Here is a 20,520-nt window from a genome sequence, read left to right as displayed (position 1 = left end):
CTGCGCCTTGATTACCGGACAATCACCCGCATTCCCGGCTATCGTCATCTCATGAGCGATTACCTTCTGGTCCTGATCGGCGCCGCGCTGGTCAATCACCTGTGCCTGTTGCAGCAGCCACCCCCCCGGCTGAACCTGCATGTGCATGGCCTGGCCTGCGCCCTTTGCATTGCCTTGGGCACGATCGGCGCACAATTGCTGATGCGGGGGGTACTTGCCCCACTGCACATCCCCGACCTTGCCCTGTTCCTGTTATTGCCCTGGCTGGCACTGCTCGCCTGGGGCTTGCCCTGGCTGCTGGCCAAGTGGCGCCCGGCCTGGCCCGTAGTCGGGTTGCCAGCGCTGCTGTCGAGCAATGCCACAGTGCTGGGGCTTGCCCTGCAGCAGGCAGGCGATGGCAGCACTTGGGCCTCGACGCTGCTGCAAGGTTTACTGGCGGGCGGCGGCTTCTGGCTGGCACTGGTGTTGTTCGCCGATTTGCGCCAGCGCAGTGACCATGCCGATATCCCCGGCGCACTGCGCGGCCTGCCGCTCGAATTGATCGGCGCCGGGGTGATGGCCATGGCATTTTCTGGCTTTAACGGTATGTTCGGACAATGATCAGCCAGCCCGATCCGCGACTGCGCACCAGTATGGGCCTGGTCCTGCTGGCCTGTTTGCCTGGCCTGCTGGCGTTGTTGTGGTTGCATGGCTGGGGCATGCTGCTGAACCTGTTGCTAAGTGCCACCGCCGCATTGCTGTGCGAAGCTGTGCTGCTGGCGTTGCGCGGCCAACCGCTGAGCACAGCGCTAGGCGACGGCAGCGCACTGGTAACCGCCGTGCTGCTGGCGGCCGCCCTGCCCACCCTGGCCCCGTGGTGGTTGCCGGTGGTCGCGGCAAGCGTTGCCATCGGTTTCGGCAAACAGGCCTTTGGCGGCGTCGGACGCAACCCGTTCAACCCGGCCATGGTCGGTTATGCCTTCGTGCTGCTGAGCTTCCCGTTGCAGATGAACCATTGGCCAGGGCAACCCCCAGGCCTGTTCGACAGTTTGCAGCAGGTATTCACCGGGGGCGAACAGATCGACGCCTGGGCCCGGCCGACGTTGCTCGACGGCCTGCGCCACAACCGCAGCCTGACCATCGAGGAGCTGTTTGCCAGCCATCCTGGCTTCGGCAACATCGGCGGGCGCGGCAGCGAATGGGTCAACCTGGCATTCCTGCTCGGCGGCCTGTTCCTGTTGCAGCGCAAGGTGATCAGCTGGCATGCACCACTGGGCCTGCTGACAGGGCTGTTCGTGTTCAGCCTGCTGGGCTGGAACGGCTCTGGGTCGGACTCCAACGGCTCGCCCTTGCTGCACCTGTTCTCCGGCTCGACCATGCTGGCAGCCTTTTTCATTGCCACCGAGCCGGTGTCGGGGCCCAGGAACGAACGGGCCAGGCTGTACTTCGGCCTGGGTGCCGGGCTACTCATCTACCTGATTCGCACCTGGGGCAGCTACCCTGATGGCACCGCGTTCGCCGTCCTGCTGATGAACCTCATGGCACCAACGCTTGAACGCCTTGCGGCACAGCCCCAACAGGCCGCCCGATGAAACGCCTGACGCATGATGTGAGCCTGCTGGTGCTGATTGGGGTATTGGCAGTGTCTGCCACGCTGGCATGGCGGCACTTGACCGGCCCAGCCATCACCGGTGCCGAGAAGCAATTGCAAAGCCGTCAACGGCTGGCCGTGCTGCCAGAGGGCAGCTACGACAACCAACCGTTGGACAGCCCGCTCGCGAAGCCCGAGGCGCAGCGGCCCAACAGCCGCATCCTGGCGGCTTACCGTGCCACGATGGAGGGCAAACCAAGCGCGATCGTCCTGGTCACTCAAACCCAAGGTTATGCCGGACCCATCGTACTGAGCGTGGCCATCGCCACAGATGGCCGCCTGATCGGCAGCCAGGTCATAGAGCAACAGGAAAGCCCCGGTCTGGGCGCACGCCTGGGCGACCCGCAGTTGCACTGGCTGGGGCAGTTCGACAACCGCCATCAGGGCGACCATTGGGCGCTGAAGCGGGACCAGGGTGACTTTGACCAACTGGCCGGCGCAACCGTGACTTCACGGGCGGTGATCACCGCGCTGCAAGAGGCGCTGAGCTATTTCGATGAGCAGCGCAGCGTACTGCTGGAGGGTGCAGCACATGAATAGGTTCTGCCTGCTGGCCGTAAGCCTGACGCCCCTGCTGGGTGCGACCCGAACGCTGCATGAGGGCGTCGCCATTGGCCTGTGCGCAGTAGTGATGGGCAGCCTGCATCAGCTTTTGCTGACACCGCTGCGCCAGCGCCTGGCCAGCTGGGCCTATGTGCCAGCCAGCCTGCTGATGCTGGCAGCCTTGGCCAGTTGCCTGCAAATGGCCCTGCGCGCAGGGTCGCTGCCTTTGGCACTTGCCTTGGGCCATTATCCCGCCCTGCTGTGCCTGCAGTGCCTGGCCTGCGATCATCTGCTGCCCGATCAAGGCCGCTGGCGCATGCTCGCCGGGTATTTCTGTGCGGTATTTGCCCTCTGCCTGGTGCTCGGCGCCAGCCGCCAATGGCTGGCCAACGTTGCCGACCTGCACGTGGCCAGCCTGGCCCCGGGCGCCCTGCTACTGCTCGGACTGCTGCTGGCCTTGTACAATCGCTTGCGTCCGGGCCCTGCCCACCCACGTCGTCAAGGAAAGCTCTGATTTCATGAATGCCGCCAAACGCCTGGAGATTTTTCGCAGGCTGCACGAAGACAACCCAGACCCGAAGACAGAACTGGCCTACACCACCCCGTTCGAACTGCTGGTCGCCGTGACACTGTCCGCGCAATCCACCGACGTCGGCGTCAACAAGGCCACTGCCCGCCTGTTCCCCGTCGCCAATACGCCCGAGGCCATCTATGCCTTGGGCGTTGAAGGCCTTAGCGAATACATCAAGACCATCGGGCTATACAACAGCAAGGCCAAGAATGTCATAGAGGCCTGCCGGCTGCTGATCGAACGGCACGGCAGCGAGGTGCCACAAACCCGCGAAGCCTTGGAGGCACTGCCCGGTGTGGGCCGCAAGACCGCCAACGTGGTGCTCAACACAGCGTTCCGCCAACCGACCATGGCGGTGGACACCCACATCTTCCGGGTGAGCAACCGCACGGGTATTGCGCCTGGCAAAACGGTGCTGGAAGTGGAAAAGAAACTGGTCAAGTTCGTGCCAAAAGATTACCTGCTCGATGCCCACCACTGGCTGATCCTGCACGGGCGCTACGTGTGCCAGGCGCGCAAGCCAAGGTGCGGCAGTTGCAGGATCGAAGATTTGTGCGAGTACAAGCACAAAACCTCCGACGATTGAGGCGATAGCTGGAAACCCCTCACCACGATTGAAAAAATCTTTTTTACCGGCGCCTGCTTTCTGGTTATAAGGACGGCCAATGGCCCCTTGGCTTGGAGCGACTCATGAGTACCGATAAAGACGACCTGTCGATCGAAGATGATTTTGTTGCCGCAGACGATGACGCGGAGCCCCAGGTGGAAACCGCAAAGACCAACCTGAGCAAACGCCGCACCATCGATAACATGCTGGAAGAACGGCGCCTGCAAAAGCAGTTGGCTGATTTCGACTACGACCTGTAAAGCCAGACCTGTAGCCTTGGCAAAGCCTCCTGACTGGAGGCTTCAAGGCTTGGCAGTCAGTTCAGTCCTTGACGTTGTGCCAGCTCGATCAGGTCGACCAGCGACCGTGCATTGAGCTTGAGCAGCAGCCGCGACTTGTAGGTACTGACCGTCTTGTTGCTGAGGTACATGCTGTCGGCAATCTCCTTGTTCGAACGCCCTCGCGCCAGTTGTTGCAGCACCGTCATTTCACGCGCGGAGAGGCGATTGACCATGTCCACCTCGCTTCCCGCCCCCCTGCCACGTGACGCGTGCAAGGCCTGGTTAGGGAAGTAGCTGTAACCCGACAACACCGCCTTGATGGCGCTTAACAACTCGGTAAGTTCCTGCTGCTTGCACACGTATCCTGCAGCGCCCGCCTGCATGCAACGCATCGAGAAGTTGCCGGGGGCCTGCGATGTCAGCACCAGGACCTTGCTAGCCGGGCTGAACGTCGTCATGCGGGCGATCACCTCCAGGCCATCCAGCTTCGGTATCCCGATATCCAGCACCACGATATCCGGCAGGTGCTGCCGAGTAAGCTGCAGCGCCGCCACCCCATTGTCGGTCTCCGCCACGACGTCATACCCATGCCGCTCCATCAGCATGCGTACGGCCAGGCGTATGACCGGATGATCATCCACGATAAGCACTTTATTCATGCGATATCCATTCATTCATTGTTTTGCTTTGGCACGCCACGATAACCGACAGGACGCTTGCTGGCGCGGCGATTTACTGACGAAACTCATGGACAGACAAAACTTACAACACTTACAGAAATTTCCTACACTTCATGACCAAGGTTGTAACAAACGCGTTCCTTAGCACCAAAACAACGGTATCACCCGCCTGCAAAAACGCACCAGTTGAAAACTGAACATCTGCTGGCGAAACGTCCAACTCAAACGCGCTGAAAAAACAAAGCCGAGTGGATTTATGTCGATTATTCCTCACCTGGAAAACAATCCAGTCTTTAGTTGAGTACCGCAGTAAGGTAATGATGGGCAAAACCGCTGGAGATGGCCCACATGACCCAAGCACAACCTGTTGCCCCGCTGACGATCATTGCCATCTTCGCGGGGATTATCGAAGCCTCCGCCCTTGCCACACTGCCTTTTCTCAGCGAGTCCAGCCAAAAGCTCTACACCTGGTTCCTGGTGGGCTTTCCGTTCTTTCTGACGGCACTGTTTTTTCTCACGCTCAATTTCAATTACAAGTCGTTCTACAGCCCGCCACCAAACAAGATGGCACTCGACAAAACCCCAGCTGTGAACAGTGTCATCAGTGATGCTCCTGAGGCGGCGCAAGGCGAGCCTGTCACGTTCATGTTTTCCGGCCCCGACGCCTATCGCATGATGGAACAACAACTCCTGCATGCACTTGCCCAACCGCCCGTGCCGCCCCGAATATGGCGCTTTTGCAACCTGGAAAAACGTCAATGTGCGCAGCTGTCGATCAGTGCACTCGAGGGCGATGTTGTGAGCCAACACAGTTGAATGCCCTGACTTTTCTGCACGCAAAAAAAACCCCGGCTTAAGCCGGGGTTTTCATTGCACAAGCGCGCAATCAGAGCATCGAACGGCCCTTGTTGGCGGCAATGCGCATGCGCAGTGCGTTCAACTTGATGAAGCCTGCGGCATCGGCCTGGTTGTAGGCGCCGCCATCTTCCTCGAAGGTCGCGATGTTGGCATCGAACAGCGAATCGTCCGACTTGCGGCCAACCACGGTAACGTTGCCCTTGTACAGCTTCAGGCGCACGACACCGTTCACGTTGACCTGGGAAGCGTCGATCATCTGCTGCAGCATCAGACGCTCCGGGCTCCACCAGTAGCCGGTGTAGATCAGGCTGGCGTACTTCGGCATCAGCTCATCTTTCAGGTGAGCGACTTCGCGGTCCAGGGTGATCGACTCGATGGCACGGTGGGCCTTGAGCATGATGGTGCCGCCAGGGGTCTCGTAGCAGCCACGCGACTTCATGCCGACGTAACGGTTTTCCACGATGTCGAGGCGGCCGATGCCGTTGGCACCACCGATACGGTTCAGGTCGGCCAGGACGGTGGCCGGGGTTTTCTCGACGCCGTCAATGGCAACGATGTCGCCGTTGCGGTAGGTCAGCTCGATGTAGGTCGCCTGGTCCGGGGCGTTCTCAGGCGAGACGCTCCAGCGCCACATGTCTTCTTCGTGCTCGGTCCAGGTATCTTCCAGGACACCGCCTTCGTAGGAGATGTGCAGCAGGTTGGCGTCCATCGAGTACGGCGACTTCTTCTTGCCGTGGCGCTCGATCGGGATGCCGTGCTTTTCGGCGTAGTCCATCAGCTTCTCGCGGGACAGCAGGTCCCACTCACGCCACGGTGCGATGACCTTGACACCAGGCTTGAGGGCATAGGCACCCAGCTCGAAACGAACCTGGTCGTTGCCTTTACCGGTGGCGCCGTGGGAAATGGCGTCAGCACCGGTTTCGTTGGCGATTTCGATCAGGCGCTTGGCGATCAGCGGACGGGCGATGGAAGTACCCAGCAGGTACTCGCCTTCGTAGACGGTGTTGGCGCGGAACATCGGGAACACGAAATCACGCACGAACTCTTCGCGCAGGTCGTCGATGTAGATCTCTTTAACGCCCATTGCCTGAGCCTTGGCACGGGCCGGCTCGACCTCTTCGCCCTGACCCAGGTCAGCGGTGAAGGTCACCACTTCGCAGTTGTAGGTATCCTGCAGCCACTTGAGAATCACCGAAGTATCAAGGCCGCCGGAATACGCCAGTACGACCTTTTTTACGTCCGCCATGCCATCACTCCACGGGGTTGTACGGAAAGGGATCGATTCTAACGGCCTTGCAGATAAAATTACAGTGGGGCGACAGCTTCTGACGACAAAGCGACAGGAACTTTCGCAAGCGCGACGGCGCCGCCGAGTACGACGCCGAACCTGTGGGAGCGGGCATGCCCGCGAACACCGGCGCAGCCGGTGCCATCTACCGCGTCGCCTGCTTCGCGGGCTTGCCCGCTCCCACAGGGATTGCGCAGGCTCTCAACGTTTGAGGAGGCCGTACGAAAAGAATGCGGGTTACTTGACCGCTGGCGCAGGAGCCGTTGGCTCAGGGGCTTTTTCGGCAGGTTTCTCCACCGGTTTCTCAACCACCGTAACCCGATCCAGTTCGATATTCACTCGCCGGTTGCGCGCCCGGTTGGCAGGGCTGTTGTTTTTCGCCACCGGGTACTGCTCACCGTGGAAGCGCACGATGATCTGCTCTTCCTTCAAGCCATGGGCCTTGAAGTAATCAGCCACCGACAATGCCCGACGGCGCGACAGGTCGCGGTTGGTCAGGCGATTGCCGCTATTGTCCGAATGGCCGTCGAGCTCGATGTGGTTAACCGTCGGGTCGGCTTTCATGTAGTCAAGGATCAGGTCCAGACGCGCCTTGGCGGCTTCATCCAGCTCAATGCCGCCCCCCGGGAAGCCCACCTGGGTCTGACGCACCTGGTCGTAGTTCATCGCAAGCAGCTTGCCCGCGCAGGCCTGATAGTCGCTGTAAGCCTTGGCAAAGCTGACCGGCAACACCCGCACCTCCATCGGCCTGCCCGCCTCACCGGCATAGTTGCGCACCACCGTGCTGCGCCCGTCGAGCAGGCCATTGATCAGGCGGCTGGCCTGGCCCTGGGACGAGCTGAACAGCACACCGGTACGGGCCATGCGCACACTGCCCAGGTTGATGTCGCCGCGCCCGGGTTGCCATGGGGCCGCCGCCGCCAGCAGGCTGGCGGTGCCTGCACCCAGTACGTTGCTGTCCGAGCGCAACTGGAACACCGGCTGCTCACCTGCGCGGCGCACGAACTCACCACTGCCGAAACCTTCGATCGGCTGGATCAGGCGGCACTCGAACTGGTCACCCTCGACCTTCCAGGCAATGTTCTCCATGCGCGTCTGGAAAGTCAGTGCACCGGCCGGCAGGCTGGCGAACAGGGTCAACAGGGCTAGGTAACGCTGGCGCACGGGCGGCTCCACAAATTCTGACGGCTTACCTGCAGGCTATCGGACGCTGGCCGGAAAACTTGATAGCCGTGCTCGACCCAGGGTTTTCCGGTAGCATTGGGGCTTGAGTTCGACCCGCCTGGAATCCCCAATGTCCGATCGCCTGACCCTCCTGCGCCCCGACGACTGGCACATCCATCTGCGCGATGGTGCCGTCCTGCCCCACACCGTTGGCGACGTGGCGCGTACCTTCGCCCGTGCCATCATCATGCCAAACCTGGTTCCACCGGTGCGCAATGCCGCCGAGGCTGGCGCCTACCGTGAGCGCATCCTTGCCGCGCGCCCGGCCGGTAGCCGCTTCGAGCCGCTGATGGTGCTGTACCTCACCGACCGTACCAGCCCCGAGGACGTCCGCGCGGCCAAGGCCAGCGGCATCGTGTACGCTGCCAAACTGTACCCGGCCGGCGCCACCACCAACTCCGACTCGGGCGTGACCAGCATCGACAACATCTTCCCGGCCATCGAGGCACTGGCGGAAGTTGGCATGCCCCTGCTGGTGCATGGCGAAGTGACCCGTAGCGAAATCGACGTGTTCGACCGCGAGAAGCGCTTCATCGACGAGCACATGCGCCGTCTGGTCGAGCGCTTCCCTACGTTGAAAGTGGTGTTCGAACACATCACCACCGGCGATGCCGCGCAGTTCGTCACCGAGGCCCCGGCCAACGTTGGCGCGACCATCACCGCCCAGCACCTGCTGTACAACCGCAACCACATGCTGGTCGGCGGCATTCGCCCGCACTTCTACTGCCTGCCGATCCTCAAGCGCAACACCCACCAGGTGGCGCTGCTGGATGCGGCCACCAGCGGCAACCCGAAGTTCTTCCTCGGCACAGATTCGGCACCTCACGCCCGCCACGCCAAGGAAGCCGCCTGCGGTTGCGCCGGTTGCTACACCGCCTATGCGGCCATCGAAATGTACGCCGAAGCGTTCGAACAACGTAACGCACTGGACAAGCTGGAAGGCTTTGCCAGCCTGCACGGCCCGGCTTTCTATGGCCTGCCGGCAAACACCGACACCATTACCCTGGTCCGCGAAGAATGGACCGCCCCGGACAGCCTGCCGTTTGGCGAGCAGACGGTAATCCCGCTGCGCGCTGGTGAAAAACTGCGCTGGCGCCTGCTGGAGGACAACGCGTGAGCGAAGACCTCTACGAAGACGACCTGGACTCCCAGGGCAGCAGCGGTTCGCGCCACCCGATGGCCGAGCGCTTCCGTGGCTACCTGCCGGTCGTGGTGGATGTGGAAACCGGTGGTTTCAACAGCGCCACCGATGCCCTGCTGGAAATTGCCGCCGTCACCATCGGCATGGACGAGAAAGGCTTCCTGTTCCCCGAGCACACCTACTTCCACCGGGTGGAGCCGTTCGAGGGTGCCAATATCGAAGCCGCGGCGTTGGAGTTCACCGGTATCAAGCTGGACCACCCGCTGCGCATGGCCGTCAGCGAGGAAAGCGCGCTGACCGACATCTTCCGTGGCGTGCGCAAGGCGCTCAAGGCCAATGGCTGCAAGCGGGCGATCCTGGTCGGCCATAACAGCAGCTTCGACCTGGGCTTCCTGAATGCAGCGGTAGCGCGCAACGACCTGAAGCGTAACCCGTTCCACCCGTTCTCCAGCTTTGACACCGCTACGTTGGCGGGCCTGGCGTATGGCCAGACCGTACTGGCGCGCGCCTGCCAAAGTGCGGACATCGACTTCGACGGGCGTGAAGCGCACTCGGCGCGATACGACACCGAGAAGACGGCAGAGCTGTTCTGCGGCATCGTCAACCGCTGGAAAGAAATGGGCGGCTGGCGCGACTTCAACGATTGATCTGAAATCGTATTCGCGGGCATGCCCGCTCCCACAGGTGCACTTCTGCCCTCAAGGAATGCAGAGAACTTGTGGGAGCGGGCGCGCCCGCGAAGAGGCCGGCACATGTCGGCACAAAAAAACCGGCCACCAGGGCCGGTTTTTTCATGCACGCAGCAATTACAGCTTGCCGGCGTTCTCGCTCAGGTAGGCAGCAACGCCTTCTGGCGAAGCGTTCATGCCTTTGTCGCCTTTTTTCCAGTTGGCAGGGCAAACTTCGCCGTGCTCTTCGTGGAACTGCAGGGCGTCAACCAGGCGCAGCAGCTCGTCCATGTTACGGCCCAGTGGCAGGTCGTTGATGATCTGCGAACGGACAACACCGTTGGTGTCGATCAGGAAGGCGCCACGGAAAGCCACGCCGCCTTCGGACTCGACGTCGTAGGCTTTGCAGATTTCGTGGGTCATGTCGGCAGCCAGGGTGTACTTCACCTGGCCGATGCCGCCGTTGTTGACCGGGGTGTTACGCCAGGCGTTGTGGGTGAAGTGCGAGTCGATCGACACGCCGATCACTTCTACGTTACGGGCCTGGAAGTCCGGGATGCGGTTGTCCAGGGCGATCAGCTCGGACGGGCAGACGAAGGTGAAGTCCAGCGGGTAGAAGAACACCAGGCCGTACTTGCCCTTGATGGCCGAAGCCAGGTTGAAGCTGTCGACGATCTCGCCATTGCCCAGCACGGCCGGAACGGTGAAATCGGGGGCTTTCTTACCAACGAGTACGCTCATTGTAATCTCCTGATGAGGGTGAAAAACCGTTTGCCGGGCCAGACGGGCTTGCCCGACATCCAACAAAGGCCGACCATCATACACGGCTTCTGATGACAGGCCGAATCCATCAGGCAGGCAACCGCCGGTCGCTCAAGCACGGCCCTTCCAGAAAGTCCTTTGACAAGCATTCTCATTAACATTAAGCTCCAACCCATCGACTCAACCCGCGATGGTCAGCCCTTATGTATGTGTGTCTTTGTGTCGGCGTTACCGACGGACAGATCCGCGATGCGATCTATGAAGGATGCTGCAGTTACAAGGAAGTGCGAGCCGCGACCAATGTCGCAAGCCAGTGTGGCAAATGCGCCTGCCTGGCCAAGCAGGTGGTCCGTGAGACCCTGACCGAGCTTCAGGTCAGCCAGGCAGCCCTGCCCTACCCCGTAGAATTTACCGCAGCCTGAAACCCCAGAATTCAAAGAACCGGACCCTGTGTCCGGTTTTTTTATGCCTGTAATTCAATAAGTTAGCGCCGCAACGCGGTTCACAAACATTCTTATTCCTATTAATTTTCACTTATTATTCAATAACTTAGGTTTGACACTCCTAAGTATCGGGCTCAAACTTCACTGTATTGGCACACTTCTACAGGGCAGGAACCCGCAATGAAAGGCGACGTAAGCGTCATCCAGCATCTCAACAAGATCCTCGGAAACGAGCTGGTCGCGATCAACCAGTACTTCCTGCACGCACGCATGTACGAAGATTGGGGCCTGAACAAACTCGGCAAGCTCGAGTACAAGGAATCCATCCACGCGATGAAAGACGCTGACAAACTGATCAAGCGTATTCTCTTCCTTGAAGGCATCCCGAACGTTCAGGACCTGGGCAAGCTGATGATCGGCGAGCACACCAAGGAAATGCTCGAGTGTGATCTGAAGCTCGAGAAGAAAGCCCTGGTAAACCTGAAGGCGGCCATTGCGCATTGCGAAACGGCTGGCGACTTCGGCTCGCGTGACATGCTTGAAGATATTCTCGAGTCCGAGGAAGAGCACATCGACTGGCTGGAAACCCAACTGGGTCTGATCGACAAGATCACTATCGAGAATTACCTGCAGTCGCAGATGGGCGAAGAGTAATTCTTCACCGCATAAAAAAACCCGCGATCCGCGGGTTTTTTTATGCTTGCCGGAAAATCAGGCTTCGGAAGCCTTGGCCTTGGCAGCCGCTTCCTTGATCAGGGTTTGCAACTCACCCTTCTCGAACATTTCCAGCATGATGTCGCTGCCGCCAACCAGCTCACCGGCTACCCACAGCTGTGGGAAGGTCGGCCAGTTGGCGTACTTTGGCAGGTTGGCGCGGATTTCCGGGTTCTGCAGGATGTCGACGTAGGCGAACTTCTCGCCACAACCCATCACAGCCTGCGATGCCTTGGCCGAGAACCCGCACTGCGGGGCATTCGGCGAGCCTTTCATGTAAAGCAGAATGGTGTTGTTGGCAATCTGCTCTTTGATCGTATCGATGATATCCATCTAGCACCTCAGCTGAACTTTCCGACGCGGTCGTCGGCACGGTGACGCATTGTAACGGAAAGCCGAGCGGCGTGCTCGGCCTTACCATTGCTCATGCGGCCTCTACCTGCACGGGCACGCCATTGAGTGCAGCGTTGCCGGAAACCGCGTCCCGAAAGCGCTCGTCGGTCAGGTCATTGGCACTCACGCCGGGTTGTGTCTGGGCGATCTGCATGTGTACGCCCTGGCGGCCATGGCCGAAGCCGTGGGGCAGGCTGACCACCCCCGGCATCATGTCTTCACAGGCCTGCACCTCGATTTCCAGATCACCCGTACGCGAACGGATACGCACCCGCTGGCCGTCCTGCAGCTGCCGCTGCAGCAGGTCTTGCGGGTGCATCAACAACTGATGGCGTGGCTTGCCTTTCACCAGGCGATGGAAGTTGTGCATCCATGAATTGTTGCTGCGCACATGGCGGCGGCCGATCAGCAGCAGTTCACCCGGTGCAGGGGGCGCCAGTTGTGCGAGGCGACTCAGGTCGTCCAGCAATACCTGAGGTGCAGCGTCAACAGCCTTGCTGACCGTCGCCAGGCGTGCCGCGAGGTTCCTGCGTAAAGGCCCTAGATCAAGCCCGTGCGGGTGCTCATCCAGTGTTGCCAGGGATAACCGCCACGGTGTTGCGTCGCCATAGCGCCCTTTGCGCAAGGCCAGGTCGATCATCTGCGCGGGCGCCACGGTTGGTTTCAATTCAAGCTCGGCGCGCCTGGCGAATGCCCGCGCCAGGCCGACGAAGATTTCCCAGTCGTGCAGCGCCCCTTCCGGCTTGGCCAGGATCGCCCGATTGAAGCGGGTGACGTTGCGCACGGCCAGCAAATTGAAGGTGCTGTCGTAGTGGTCGTTTTCCAGCGCGCTGGTGGAAGGCAGGATCAGGTCGGCATGCCGGGTGGTTTCGTTGATGTAGAGGTCGATGCTGAGCATGAACTCAAGCCCCTCCAGCGCTGCATCCAGCTGGCGACCGTTAGGGGTGGATAGCACGGGGTTGCCGGCCACTGTCACCAGCGCGCGGACCTGCCCTTCGCCTGGTGTCAACATCTCTTCGGCAAGGGCCGCCACGGGCAACTCGCCACCGTACTCGGGCAAGCCCGATACCCGGCTTTGCCAGGCGTTGAAATGGCCACCCGAGGTGGTCGCCACCAGATCGACGGCAGGCTCCGTGCACAACGCGCCACCTTCACGATCGAGGTTGCCGGTCACCAGGTTGATCAGTTGCACCAGCCAATGGCAGAGGGTACCGAAGGCTTGGGTAGAGACACCCATGCGCCCATAACACACGGCCTTGCCTGCAGCGGCGAAATCCCGTGCCAGCTGGCGGATATCCGACGCGGCAATACCACAATGCACGCTCATGGCCTCGGCACTGAGCGGCGCGAGTGCTTCGCGCACTTGTTGCAGGCCGTTGACCGGCAAGTGCGAACCCTGCGCCAGGCCCTCTTCGAACAGGGTGTTGAGAAAGCCGCACAAAAAGGCCGCATCGCCACCCGGGCGAATGAACAGATGGGTATCGGCCATGGCCGCCGTCTCGCTGCGCCGCGGGTCTACCACTACCAGACGCCCTCCCCGCGCGCGCAAGGCCTTCAGGCGCTTCTCTACATCGGGCACGGTCATGATGCTGCCGTTGGAGGCCAGCGGATTGCCACCGAGAATCAGCATGAAGCCGGTCTGGTCGATATCCGGGATCGGCAGCAGCAGGCCATGGCCATACATGAGGTGGCTGACCAGATGTTGTGGCAACTGGTCCACCGAAGTGGCCGAGAAACGGTTGCGCGTCTTGAGCAGGCCAAGGAAGTAGTTGCTGTGGGTCATCAGGCCATAGTTGTGCACGCTCGGGTTACCCTGGTAAACCGCCACGGCATTGCGCCCGTGCGCCTGCTGGATCGCCCACAGCTTGTCGGCGGCCAGGGCAAAGGCCTCGTCCCAGCCAATGGCCTCCCAGCGCTCCCCCACCCGCTTGTGCGGCTGGCGCAGGCGGTCGGGGTCGTTCTGGATGTCTTGCAGGGCCACGGCCTTGGGGCAGACATGGCCGCGGCTGAACGGGTCCTCGGGGTCGCCTTTGATCGAGCTAATCAGCGCCCGCCCATCGTCTTCGTGGCTGACTTCGATGTTCAGCCCGCAGATCGCTTCGCACAGGTGACAGGCACGGTGGTGCAGGGTCTTGGTCATGGCCGCCTCTGCCTTGTTGTTGTCGAACAGTGACTATGCGCCCGGCCCCTCCCCCGGGCCAGCGCCCTTCGCCGTGTGAATCCACCGACATCAGGCGCACGATTCGCGACAGCCATTTGCCAAATTGCCAGCAAGCCGTGTACAACCCTGTGTAGTAAATAAAAAACAGCACCGGCCAGCGGGTAAAGACACCCTTTGCAACATCCTTTCGAATAGGCCGCTGTTTCCCCCCTTGGCTTGAGGCGACATTTACTTATAGTATTGCGCCTTTCCCTATTTCGTCCGCCCCGTGCGGCTTACGCCGCAGGTCACTCCCGTTGTCAAAAAAAACCATACGGTCGACCTGCATACCGTTGCAGATAAGGTAGTCAATCATGAGCGCTAGGCACTTTCTCTCCCTGCTGGACTTCACCACCGACGAATTGCTCGGGGTGATCCGCCGCGGCATCGAGCTGAAGGACCTGCGCAAGCGAGGCGTGCTGTTCGAGCCCCTGAAGAACCGCGTATTGGGCATGATCTTCGAGAAGTCCTCGACCCGCACCCGGGTGTCGTTCGAAGCCGGCATGATCCAGCTCGGTGGCCAGGCCATCTTCCTGTCGCCGCGCGATACCCAGCTGGGCCGTGGCGAGCCGATCGGCGACAGCGCCATCGTGCTGTCGAGCATGCTCGACGTGGTGATGATCCGTACCCACGCCCACAGCACCCTGACCGAATTCGCCGCCAAATCGCGCGTACCGGTCATCAACGGCCTGTCCGACGAGTCGCACCCGTGCCAGCTGCTGGCCGACATGCAGACCTTCCTGGAACACCGCGGCTCGATCCAGGGCAAGACCGTGACCTGGATCGGCGACGGTTTCAACATGTGCAACTCCTACATCGAAGCTGCCCGGCAGTTCGATTTCCAGCTGCGCATCGCCTGCCCCGAAGGCTACGAGCCGGATGAACGCTTCATGGCGCTGGGCGGTGACCGCGTGCAGATCATCCGTGACGCCAAGGAAGCCGTACGTGGCGCACACCTTGTGGTCACCGATGTCTGGACTTCCATGGGCCAGGAGGAGGAAACTGCACGGCGCCTGGCGCATTTCGCGCCTTACCAGGTCACCCGCGAACTGCTCGACCTGGCGGCACCCGATGTCCTCTTCATGCACTGCCTGCCCGCCCACCGTGGCGAGGAAATCAGCCAGGACCTGCTCGACGACCCTCGTTCGGTCGCCTGGGACGAGGCTGAAAACCGCCTGCATGCACAGAAGGCGCTTCTCGAATTCCTTGTAGAACCGGCTTACCACCACGCATGAGTCAACCCCTACTGCTCAACCTGCGCAACCTCGCCTGCGGCTATGGCGACCAGCGCATCGTCCAGAACCTCAACCTGCACCTGAACGCAGGCGACATCGGTTGCCTGCTGGGTTCATCCGGTTGTGGCAAAACCACCACCCTGCGCGCCATTGCCGGCTTCGAGCCGGTGCATGACGGTGAAATCCAGCTGGCCGGCGACGTCATTTCCCGCGCCGGCTTCACCCTGGCCCCGGAAAAACGCCGCATCGGCATGGTGTTCCAGGACTACGCGCTGTTCCCGCACCTGACCGTGGCGCAGAACATTGCGTTTGGCATCGCCAAGCACCCACGCCAGGCCGCCGTCATCGAAGAGATGCTCGAACTGGTCAAGCTGGGCGGCCTGGGCGGGCGTTATCCGCATGAGCTGTCTGGTGGCCAGCAGCAACGGGTTGCTTTGGCCCGTGCACTGGCGCCAGAGCCGCAGTTGCTGCTGCTCGACGAACCGTTCTCCAACCTTGACGTGGAGCTGCGTCGGCGCCTTAGCCACGAGGTTCGCGACATTCTCAAAAGCCGCGGCACCAGCGCCATCCTGGTGACCCATGACCAGGAAGAAGCGTTCGCCGTCAGCGATCAGGTGGGCGTGTTCAAGGAAGGCCGCCTGGAGCAGTGGGACACGCCCTACAACCTTTACCACGAGCCACAGACACCATTCGTGGCCAGCTTCATCGGCCAGGGGTACTTCATCCGGGGGCAGATGAGCAGCCACGAGGCGGTCAATACCGAACTGGGTGAACTGCGCGGTAACCGCGCCTACACCATGGCGCCAGGCAGCTCGGTGGATGTGCTGCTGCGACCGGACGATATCGTGTATGCGCCGGACAGCCCGCTGAGGGCGGCTATCGTGGGCAAGAGCTTCCTGGGGGCGTCGACCTTGTATCGCCTGCAACTGCCGACCGGCAGCCAGCTGGAAGCGATTTTCCCCAGCCATGTCGACCATCAGGTGGGTGGGGATGTGGGGATTGCGGTGAAGGCCGATCACCTGGTGCTGTTCCCGGTGCCGGGCAGTGTGGCGGCGCAATTGCCTCGGCAGGAGAATGGCGTACGTCGGTACAGTTCGGCGACCTGACTTCAGATCCTTGGGGCCGCTTTGCGGCCCATCGCCGGCAAGCCAGCTCCCACCTCGACCGCATCGACCTGAAACTCTGCGCAATTCCTGTGGGAGCTGGCTTGCCGGCGATGGGCTGCAAAGCAGCCCCAAAATCTCAACCCCGACCGATTCCGGCAAACTTGCCTTGGGTATGCTCGGCAAGTACAACTGCAGCCAATTCCACCTCCAGCCCACGCCGCCCGGCGCTAACATGGATCGTTGCAAAGTTTTGCGCTGAATCATCAATGAACGTCCGCAGACGTTTCTTCTGCCCCAAGGGGCTGATCCCACCCACCAGGTAACCCGTAGCCCGCTGCGCCGCCGCAGGGTCGGCCATTTCGCACTTCTTCACCCCCGCAGCATGGGCCAGGGCCTTCAGGTCCAAAGTACCCACCACAGGCACCACCGCCACCAACAATTCCCCCTTCTCGCTGCTCGCCAGCAAGGTCTTGAACACCTGTTGCGGGTCAAGCCCGAGCTTTTCCGCTGCCTCCAGGCCATACGACGCCGACTTCGGGTCATGCTCATAACTGTGCACGCGGTGCTCGGCACGGTGCTTCTTCAACAGGTCTAGGGCGGGGGTCATGCAGGGGCTCCGGTCTTGGACGGCTCGGCGGCTACTTTAGGACAATTCCCACATCCCAGCCAGCGCACCGCAATTGGGCGCCTCTAGCACGGGGATCCGCGGTTGATTTTAGCGGCCATATCGTGACTGGTCGTTCACTTTCGACCTTTGACATCAGCGTTTCTTGTCTATATTTTTTCGTTTCTGAATAAAATGGTGCACTTATAAGGTGCATTTCCTACATCTGCCCGGGGTCAATGGGGATAGACACCGGGCTTTGCTGTCGAGCGCCACGCGCCTCACAACAAAAAAAACGAGGTCATACATGACGACTGCTCTACGCCAACCCACGCTGTCCAGCCAATGCCTGGCCGAGTTCCTCGGCACCGCCCTGCTGATCTTTTTCGGTACCGGCTGCGTTGCCGCCCTCAAGGTCGCCGGCGCCAGCTTCGGCCTATGGGAAATCAGTATCATCTGGGGCGTCGGCGTGAGCATGGCGATCTACCTCACCGCCGGCATTTCCGGCGCGCACCTGAACCCGGCCGTGAGCATCGCCCTCACCCTGTTTGCCGGTTTCGACAAGCGCAAGCTGCCCTTCTACATGCTGGCCCAGGTGTGCGGCGCGTTCTGCGGGGCAGCGCTGGTGTATACCCTGTACAGCAACCTGTTCTTCGATTTCGAACAGGCCCACGCCATGTTGCGCGGTAGCGAAGCCAGCCTGGAGCTGGCCTCGGTGTTCTCCACCTACCCACACCCGTCGCTGTCCACCGGCCAGGCATTTCTGGTGGAAGTGGTGATCACCGCCATCCTGATGGCCGTGATCATGGCCCTGACCGACGACAACAACGGCCTGCCACGCGGTGCCATGGCACCGCTGCTGATCGGCCTGCTGATTGCCGTGATCGGCAGTGCCATGGGCCCCTTGACCGGCTTTGCGATGAACCCGGCCCGCGACTTCGGGCCAAAACTCATGACCTTCCTGGCCGGCTGGGGCGAAATCGCCTTCACTGGCGGGCGGGATATTCCTTATTTCCTGGTTCCGGTGTTCGCACCGATCCTTGGCGCCTGCGTGGGTGCCGCGACCTATCGCGGCCTTATCGCCCGCAACTTGCCAACGGCACCTGCCGCGAACCCTGAGACAAATGACATCCGCCAGGGCGATACTCAAGCCAGTTGATGCCGGCATCACGCCCAGCCCTGACCCCTATTTTTGCAAGGCCTACGACCATGACAGACACCCAGGATAAGAACTACATCATCGCCCTGGACCAGGGCACCACCAGTTCGCGGGCGATCATTTTCGACCGCGACGCCAATGTGGTGGGTACCTCCCAGCGCGAGTTCGCCCAGCACTACCCGCAGGCGGGCTGGGTCGAGCACGACCCGATGGAGATCTTCGCCACGCAAAGCGCGACCATGGTCGAAGCCTTGGCCCAGGCCGGTATCAGCCATGCTCAGGTCGCCGCACTGGGCATCACCAACCAGCGCGAAACCACCGTGGTATGGGACAAGGAAACCGGTCGCCCGGTGTACAACGCCATCGTCTGGCAGTGCCGCCGCAGTACCGAAATCTGTGCCCAGCTCAAGCGTGACGGGCATGAAGACTACATTCGCGAAACAACCGGCCTGGTCACCGATCCCTACTTCTCTGGCACCAAGCTGAAGTGGATCCTCGACAACGTCGAAGGCGCGCGTGAACGTGCCGAGCGTGGCGAGCTGCTGTTCGGCACCATCGATACCTGGCTGATCTGGAAGTTCTCCGGCGGCAAGGTACACGTCACCGACTACACCAATGCCTCGCGCACGCTGATGTTCAACATCCACAGCCTGCAGTGGGACGCCAAGCTGCTGGAGATCCTGGGCATCCCGCACCAGATGCTGCCAGAGGTGCGCCCGTCCTCGGAAGTGTACGGCCACACCAAGAGCGGCATCGCCATCGCCGGTATCGCCGGCGACCAGCAGTCGGCACTGTTTGGCCAGATGTGCGTGGAGCCAGGCCAGGCCAAGAACACCTACGGCACCGGCTGCTTCCTGCTGATGAACACCGGCGACAAGGCGGTAACGTCGTCCCATGGCCTGCTCACCACCATCGCCTGCGGCCCGCGTGGCGAGGTGGCCTATGCACTGGAGGGTGCGGTGTTCAACGGTGGCTCCACCGTGCAATGGCTGCGTGACGAACTGAAAATCGTCAACGATGCTTTGGATACCGAGTACTTCGCCAGCAAGGTCAAGGACAGCAACGGCGTCTACCTGGTGCCCGCCTTCACCGGCCTGGGTGCCCCGTACTGGGACCCGTATGCCCGCGGCGCGCTGTTCGGCCTGACCCGTGGCGTGAAGGTGGACCACATCATCCGCGCCGCACTGGAGTCGATCGCTTACCAGACCCGCGATGTACTCGACGCCATGCAGCAGGATTGCGGCCAGCGCCTGTCCGAGCTGCGCGTGGACGGCGGTGCGGTGGCCAACAACTTCCTCATGCAGTTCCAGGCCGACATCCTCGGCACCTGCGTAGAGCGGCCGAAGATGCGCGAAACCACAGCGCTGGGCGCCGCCTACCTGGCTGGCCTGGCCTGTGGCTTCTGGAGTGGCCTGGACGAGCTGCGCGATAAAGCCATCATCGAGCGCGAATTCAGCCCACAGCTGGATGAAGCGCAGAAAGAGAAGCTGTATGCCGGCTGGAAAAAGGCGGTCGAGCGCACCCGTGACTGGGAAGATCACGAGGCGTAATGCCTATCGGGGCCGCCTCGCGGCCCCAATCGTCTACTGGCCGTCATCCGCGTCCTACGGCATCATTGCAGAATTTGTCCGGCAGCCCCAAAGGACCGCCCCATGAATCTGCCCCCTCGCCAACAACAAATCCTCGAACTGGTGCGTGAGCGCGGTTACGTCAGTATCGAAGAAATGGCGCAGCTGTTTGTCGTGACACCGCAAACCATCCGCCGTGACATCAACCAGCTGGCCGAACTCAATTTGCTGCGTCGCTACCACGGTGGCGCGGCCTACGACTCGAGCGTGGAAAACACCGCTTACGCCATGCGTGCCGACCAGATGCGCGACGAAAAGCAACGCATTGCCGAAGCGGTAGCCCGGCAGATTCCCGACCATGCTTCGGTGTTCATCAACATTGGCACCACCACCGAGTCCATCGCCCGGGCACTGCTCAATCACAACCACCTGAAGGTCATTACCAACAACCTGCATGTGGCTGCAATCCTCGCCGCCAAGGATGACTTCGAAGTACTGGTGGCCGGTGGCACGGTACGTCGCGATGGCGGGGTGGTCGGCCAGGCCAGCGTCGACTTCATCAACCAGTTCAAGGTCGACTTCGCCCTGGTCGGCATCAGCGGCATCGATGAAGACGGCAGCCTGCTCGACTTCGACTATCAGGAAGTGCGGGTATCCCAGGCCATCATCGCCAATGCCAGGCAAGTGATCCTTGCCGCCGACTCCAGCAAGTTCGGGCGCAACGCCATGGTGCGTCTGGGCTCGATCAGCCTGGTCGATTGCCTGGTAACCGACCAGGCTCCGACCACCACCCTCACCCAGCTGCTCAACCAGTACAAGATCCGCCTCGAAGTGGTTTGAGCCGC

Annotated in this window: 23 protein-coding genes; 16 read left to right on the top strand and 7 right to left on the bottom strand. The window is 61.2% G+C overall.

Translation table 11 applies throughout. The annotated features are described in order from the left end of the window. The first annotated feature begins 51 nt into the window (after positions 1-51). From A0O30_RS05705 to A0O30_RS27815, 6 genes are all read left to right on the top strand, one after another. Positions 52-600: an Rnf-Nqr domain containing protein gene (locus tag A0O30_RS05705; protein ID WP_105945851.1), complete on the top strand. Its 549-nt coding sequence runs from the start codon at positions 52-54 to the stop codon at positions 598-600. Continuing rightward, a complete protein-coding gene (locus A0O30_RS05700; RefSeq protein WP_105945850.1) occupies positions 597-1,571 on the top strand; it encodes an RnfABCDGE type electron transport complex subunit D in 975 nt (324 codons plus the stop codon). Before A0O30_RS05705 ends, A0O30_RS05700 begins: the two co-directional genes overlap by 4 nt. Next, positions 1,568-2,170 carry an RnfABCDGE type electron transport complex subunit G gene (locus tag A0O30_RS05695; protein WP_105945849.1) on the top strand — a complete coding sequence of 201 codons (603 nt, stop codon included), beginning with the start codon at positions 1,568-1,570 and terminating at the stop codon, positions 2,168-2,170. Before A0O30_RS05700 ends, A0O30_RS05695 begins: the two co-directional genes overlap by 4 nt. Next, positions 2,163-2,687 carry an Rnf-Nqr domain containing protein gene (locus tag A0O30_RS05690; RefSeq protein WP_105945848.1) on the top strand — a complete coding sequence of 175 codons (525 nt, stop codon included), beginning with the start codon at positions 2,163-2,165 and terminating at the stop codon, positions 2,685-2,687. Before A0O30_RS05695 ends, A0O30_RS05690 begins: the two co-directional genes overlap by 8 nt. A gap of 4 nt (positions 2,688-2,691) precedes the next feature. Continuing rightward, a complete protein-coding gene (gene nth / locus A0O30_RS05685; RefSeq protein WP_105945847.1) occupies positions 2,692-3,330 on the top strand; it encodes an endonuclease III in 639 nt (212 codons plus the stop codon). Positions 3,331-3,434: 104 nt separating this feature from the next. Further along, entirely contained in the window at positions 3,435-3,611 is a 177-nt protein-coding gene (locus tag A0O30_RS27815; RefSeq protein ID WP_012273877.1) for a PA3496 family putative envelope integrity protein, read from the top strand. Positions 3,612-3,667: 56 nt separating this feature from the next. Here the strand turns inward: A0O30_RS27815 and A0O30_RS05680 are convergent, their stop codons facing one another. Beyond that, on the bottom strand, positions 3,668-4,291 hold the full coding sequence (locus A0O30_RS05680; protein ID WP_019096559.1) for a response regulator transcription factor: 624 nt from the start codon (positions 4,289-4,291) through the stop codon (positions 3,668-3,670). Between the two features lie 369 nt (positions 4,292-4,660). On the opposite strand from A0O30_RS05680, the gene A0O30_RS05675 reads away from it, so the two are divergent. Continuing rightward, positions 4,661-5,128 carry a hypothetical protein gene (locus tag A0O30_RS05675; protein ID WP_105945846.1) on the top strand — a complete coding sequence of 156 codons (468 nt, stop codon included), beginning with the start codon at positions 4,661-4,663 and terminating at the stop codon, positions 5,126-5,128. Between the two features lie 70 nt (positions 5,129-5,198). Here the strand turns inward: A0O30_RS05675 and A0O30_RS05670 are convergent, their stop codons facing one another. Further along, on the bottom strand, positions 5,199-6,416 hold the full coding sequence (locus A0O30_RS05670; protein WP_016713748.1) for an argininosuccinate synthase: 1,218 nt from the start codon (positions 6,414-6,416) through the stop codon (positions 5,199-5,201). A 279-nt stretch (positions 6,417-6,695) separates the two neighbouring features. Then, positions 6,696-7,622, bottom strand: coding sequence for an OmpA family protein (locus tag A0O30_RS05660; protein WP_105945844.1), 927 nt, complete (start codon positions 7,620-7,622; stop codon positions 6,696-6,698). A 130-nt stretch (positions 7,623-7,752) separates the two neighbouring features. Here A0O30_RS05660 and pyrC point away from each other — a divergent pair, with 130 nt between their 5' ends. Continuing rightward, the gene (gene pyrC / locus A0O30_RS05655; RefSeq protein WP_016713746.1) at positions 7,753-8,799 is read left to right on the top strand and encodes a dihydroorotase; all 1,047 of its coding nucleotides are present in this window, start codon (positions 7,753-7,755) and stop codon (positions 8,797-8,799) included. A gap of 59 nt (positions 8,800-8,858) precedes the next feature. Then, positions 8,859-9,470, top strand: coding sequence for a ribonuclease T (gene rnt / locus A0O30_RS05650; RefSeq protein WP_225917480.1), 612 nt, complete (start codon positions 8,859-8,861; stop codon positions 9,468-9,470). A 159-nt stretch (positions 9,471-9,629) separates the two neighbouring features. Here rnt and A0O30_RS05645 read toward each other — a convergent pair whose 3' ends face one another. Then, positions 9,630-10,232 carry a peroxiredoxin gene (locus A0O30_RS05645; RefSeq protein WP_012273884.1) on the bottom strand — a complete coding sequence of 201 codons (603 nt, stop codon included), beginning with the start codon at positions 10,230-10,232 and terminating at the stop codon, positions 9,630-9,632. Between the two features lie 224 nt (positions 10,233-10,456). On the opposite strand from A0O30_RS05645, the gene A0O30_RS05635 reads away from it, so the two are divergent. Further along, positions 10,457-10,675, top strand: coding sequence for a bacterioferritin-associated ferredoxin (locus tag A0O30_RS05635; protein ID WP_045185737.1), 219 nt, complete (start codon positions 10,457-10,459; stop codon positions 10,673-10,675). A gap of 201 nt (positions 10,676-10,876) precedes the next feature. After that, positions 10,877-11,350 carry a bacterioferritin gene (gene bfr, locus A0O30_RS05630; RefSeq protein ID WP_105945842.1) on the top strand — a complete coding sequence of 158 codons (474 nt, stop codon included), beginning with the start codon at positions 10,877-10,879 and terminating at the stop codon, positions 11,348-11,350. 57 nt (positions 11,351-11,407) lie between these two features. On the opposite strand, the gene grxD is transcribed toward bfr, so the two are convergent. After that, on the bottom strand, positions 11,408-11,743 hold the full coding sequence (grxD, locus tag A0O30_RS05625; protein WP_016713741.1) for a Grx4 family monothiol glutaredoxin: 336 nt from the start codon (positions 11,741-11,743) through the stop codon (positions 11,408-11,410). 91 nt (positions 11,744-11,834) lie between these two features. Continuing rightward, positions 11,835-13,943 (bottom strand): molybdopterin oxidoreductase family protein, encoded by a 2,109-nt coding sequence (locus A0O30_RS05620; RefSeq protein ID WP_105945841.1) that lies wholly within the window; start codon positions 13,941-13,943, stop codon positions 11,835-11,837. 374 nt (positions 13,944-14,317) lie between these two features. Between A0O30_RS05620 and argF the strand changes: the two genes are divergently transcribed. Both argF and A0O30_RS05610 read left to right on the top strand, forming a co-directional pair. Further along, complete coding sequence (gene argF / locus A0O30_RS05615; RefSeq protein WP_105945840.1) at positions 14,318-15,238, top strand: ornithine carbamoyltransferase; 921 nt, start codon at positions 14,318-14,320, stop codon at positions 15,236-15,238. Next, on the top strand, positions 15,235-16,344 hold the full coding sequence (locus A0O30_RS05610; protein WP_105945839.1) for an ABC transporter ATP-binding protein: 1,110 nt from the start codon (positions 15,235-15,237) through the stop codon (positions 16,342-16,344). Before argF ends, A0O30_RS05610 begins: the two co-directional genes overlap by 4 nt. Before the next feature lie 136 nt (positions 16,345-16,480). Here A0O30_RS05610 and ybaK read toward each other — a convergent pair whose 3' ends face one another. Next, on the bottom strand, positions 16,481-16,951 hold the full coding sequence (gene ybaK, locus A0O30_RS05605; RefSeq protein WP_105945838.1) for a Cys-tRNA(Pro) deacylase: 471 nt from the start codon (positions 16,949-16,951) through the stop codon (positions 16,481-16,483). A 304-nt stretch (positions 16,952-17,255) separates the two neighbouring features. Between ybaK and A0O30_RS05600 the strand changes: the two genes are divergently transcribed. The 3 genes from A0O30_RS05600 to glpR all read left to right on the top strand — a co-directional run bounded on the left by A0O30_RS05600 (position 17,256) and on the right by glpR (position 20,515). After that, a complete protein-coding gene (locus A0O30_RS05600) occupies positions 17,256-18,107 on the top strand; it encodes an MIP/aquaporin family protein (protein ID WP_028698555.1) in 852 nt (283 codons plus the stop codon). 50 nt (positions 18,108-18,157) lie between these two features. Continuing rightward, positions 18,158-19,657, top strand: a complete 1,500-nt coding sequence (glpK, locus tag A0O30_RS05595; protein ID WP_105945837.1) for a glycerol kinase GlpK — start codon at positions 18,158-18,160, stop codon at positions 19,655-19,657. Between the two features lie 102 nt (positions 19,658-19,759). Beyond that, positions 19,760-20,515: a DNA-binding transcriptional repressor GlpR gene (gene glpR / locus A0O30_RS05590; RefSeq protein ID WP_016713733.1), complete on the top strand. Its 756-nt coding sequence runs from the start codon at positions 19,760-19,762 to the stop codon at positions 20,513-20,515. Positions 20,516-20,520 lie beyond the last annotated feature (5 nt).

The sequence above is a fragment of the Pseudomonas sp. LLC-1 genome, assembly GCF_002992185.1.
Classification (GTDB): Bacteria; Pseudomonadota; Gammaproteobacteria; order Pseudomonadales; family Pseudomonadaceae; genus Aquipseudomonas; species Aquipseudomonas monteilii.
The sequence above is the reverse complement of the archived record's forward strand: the minus strand, read 5'-3'. Positions and strand labels throughout refer to the sequence as shown.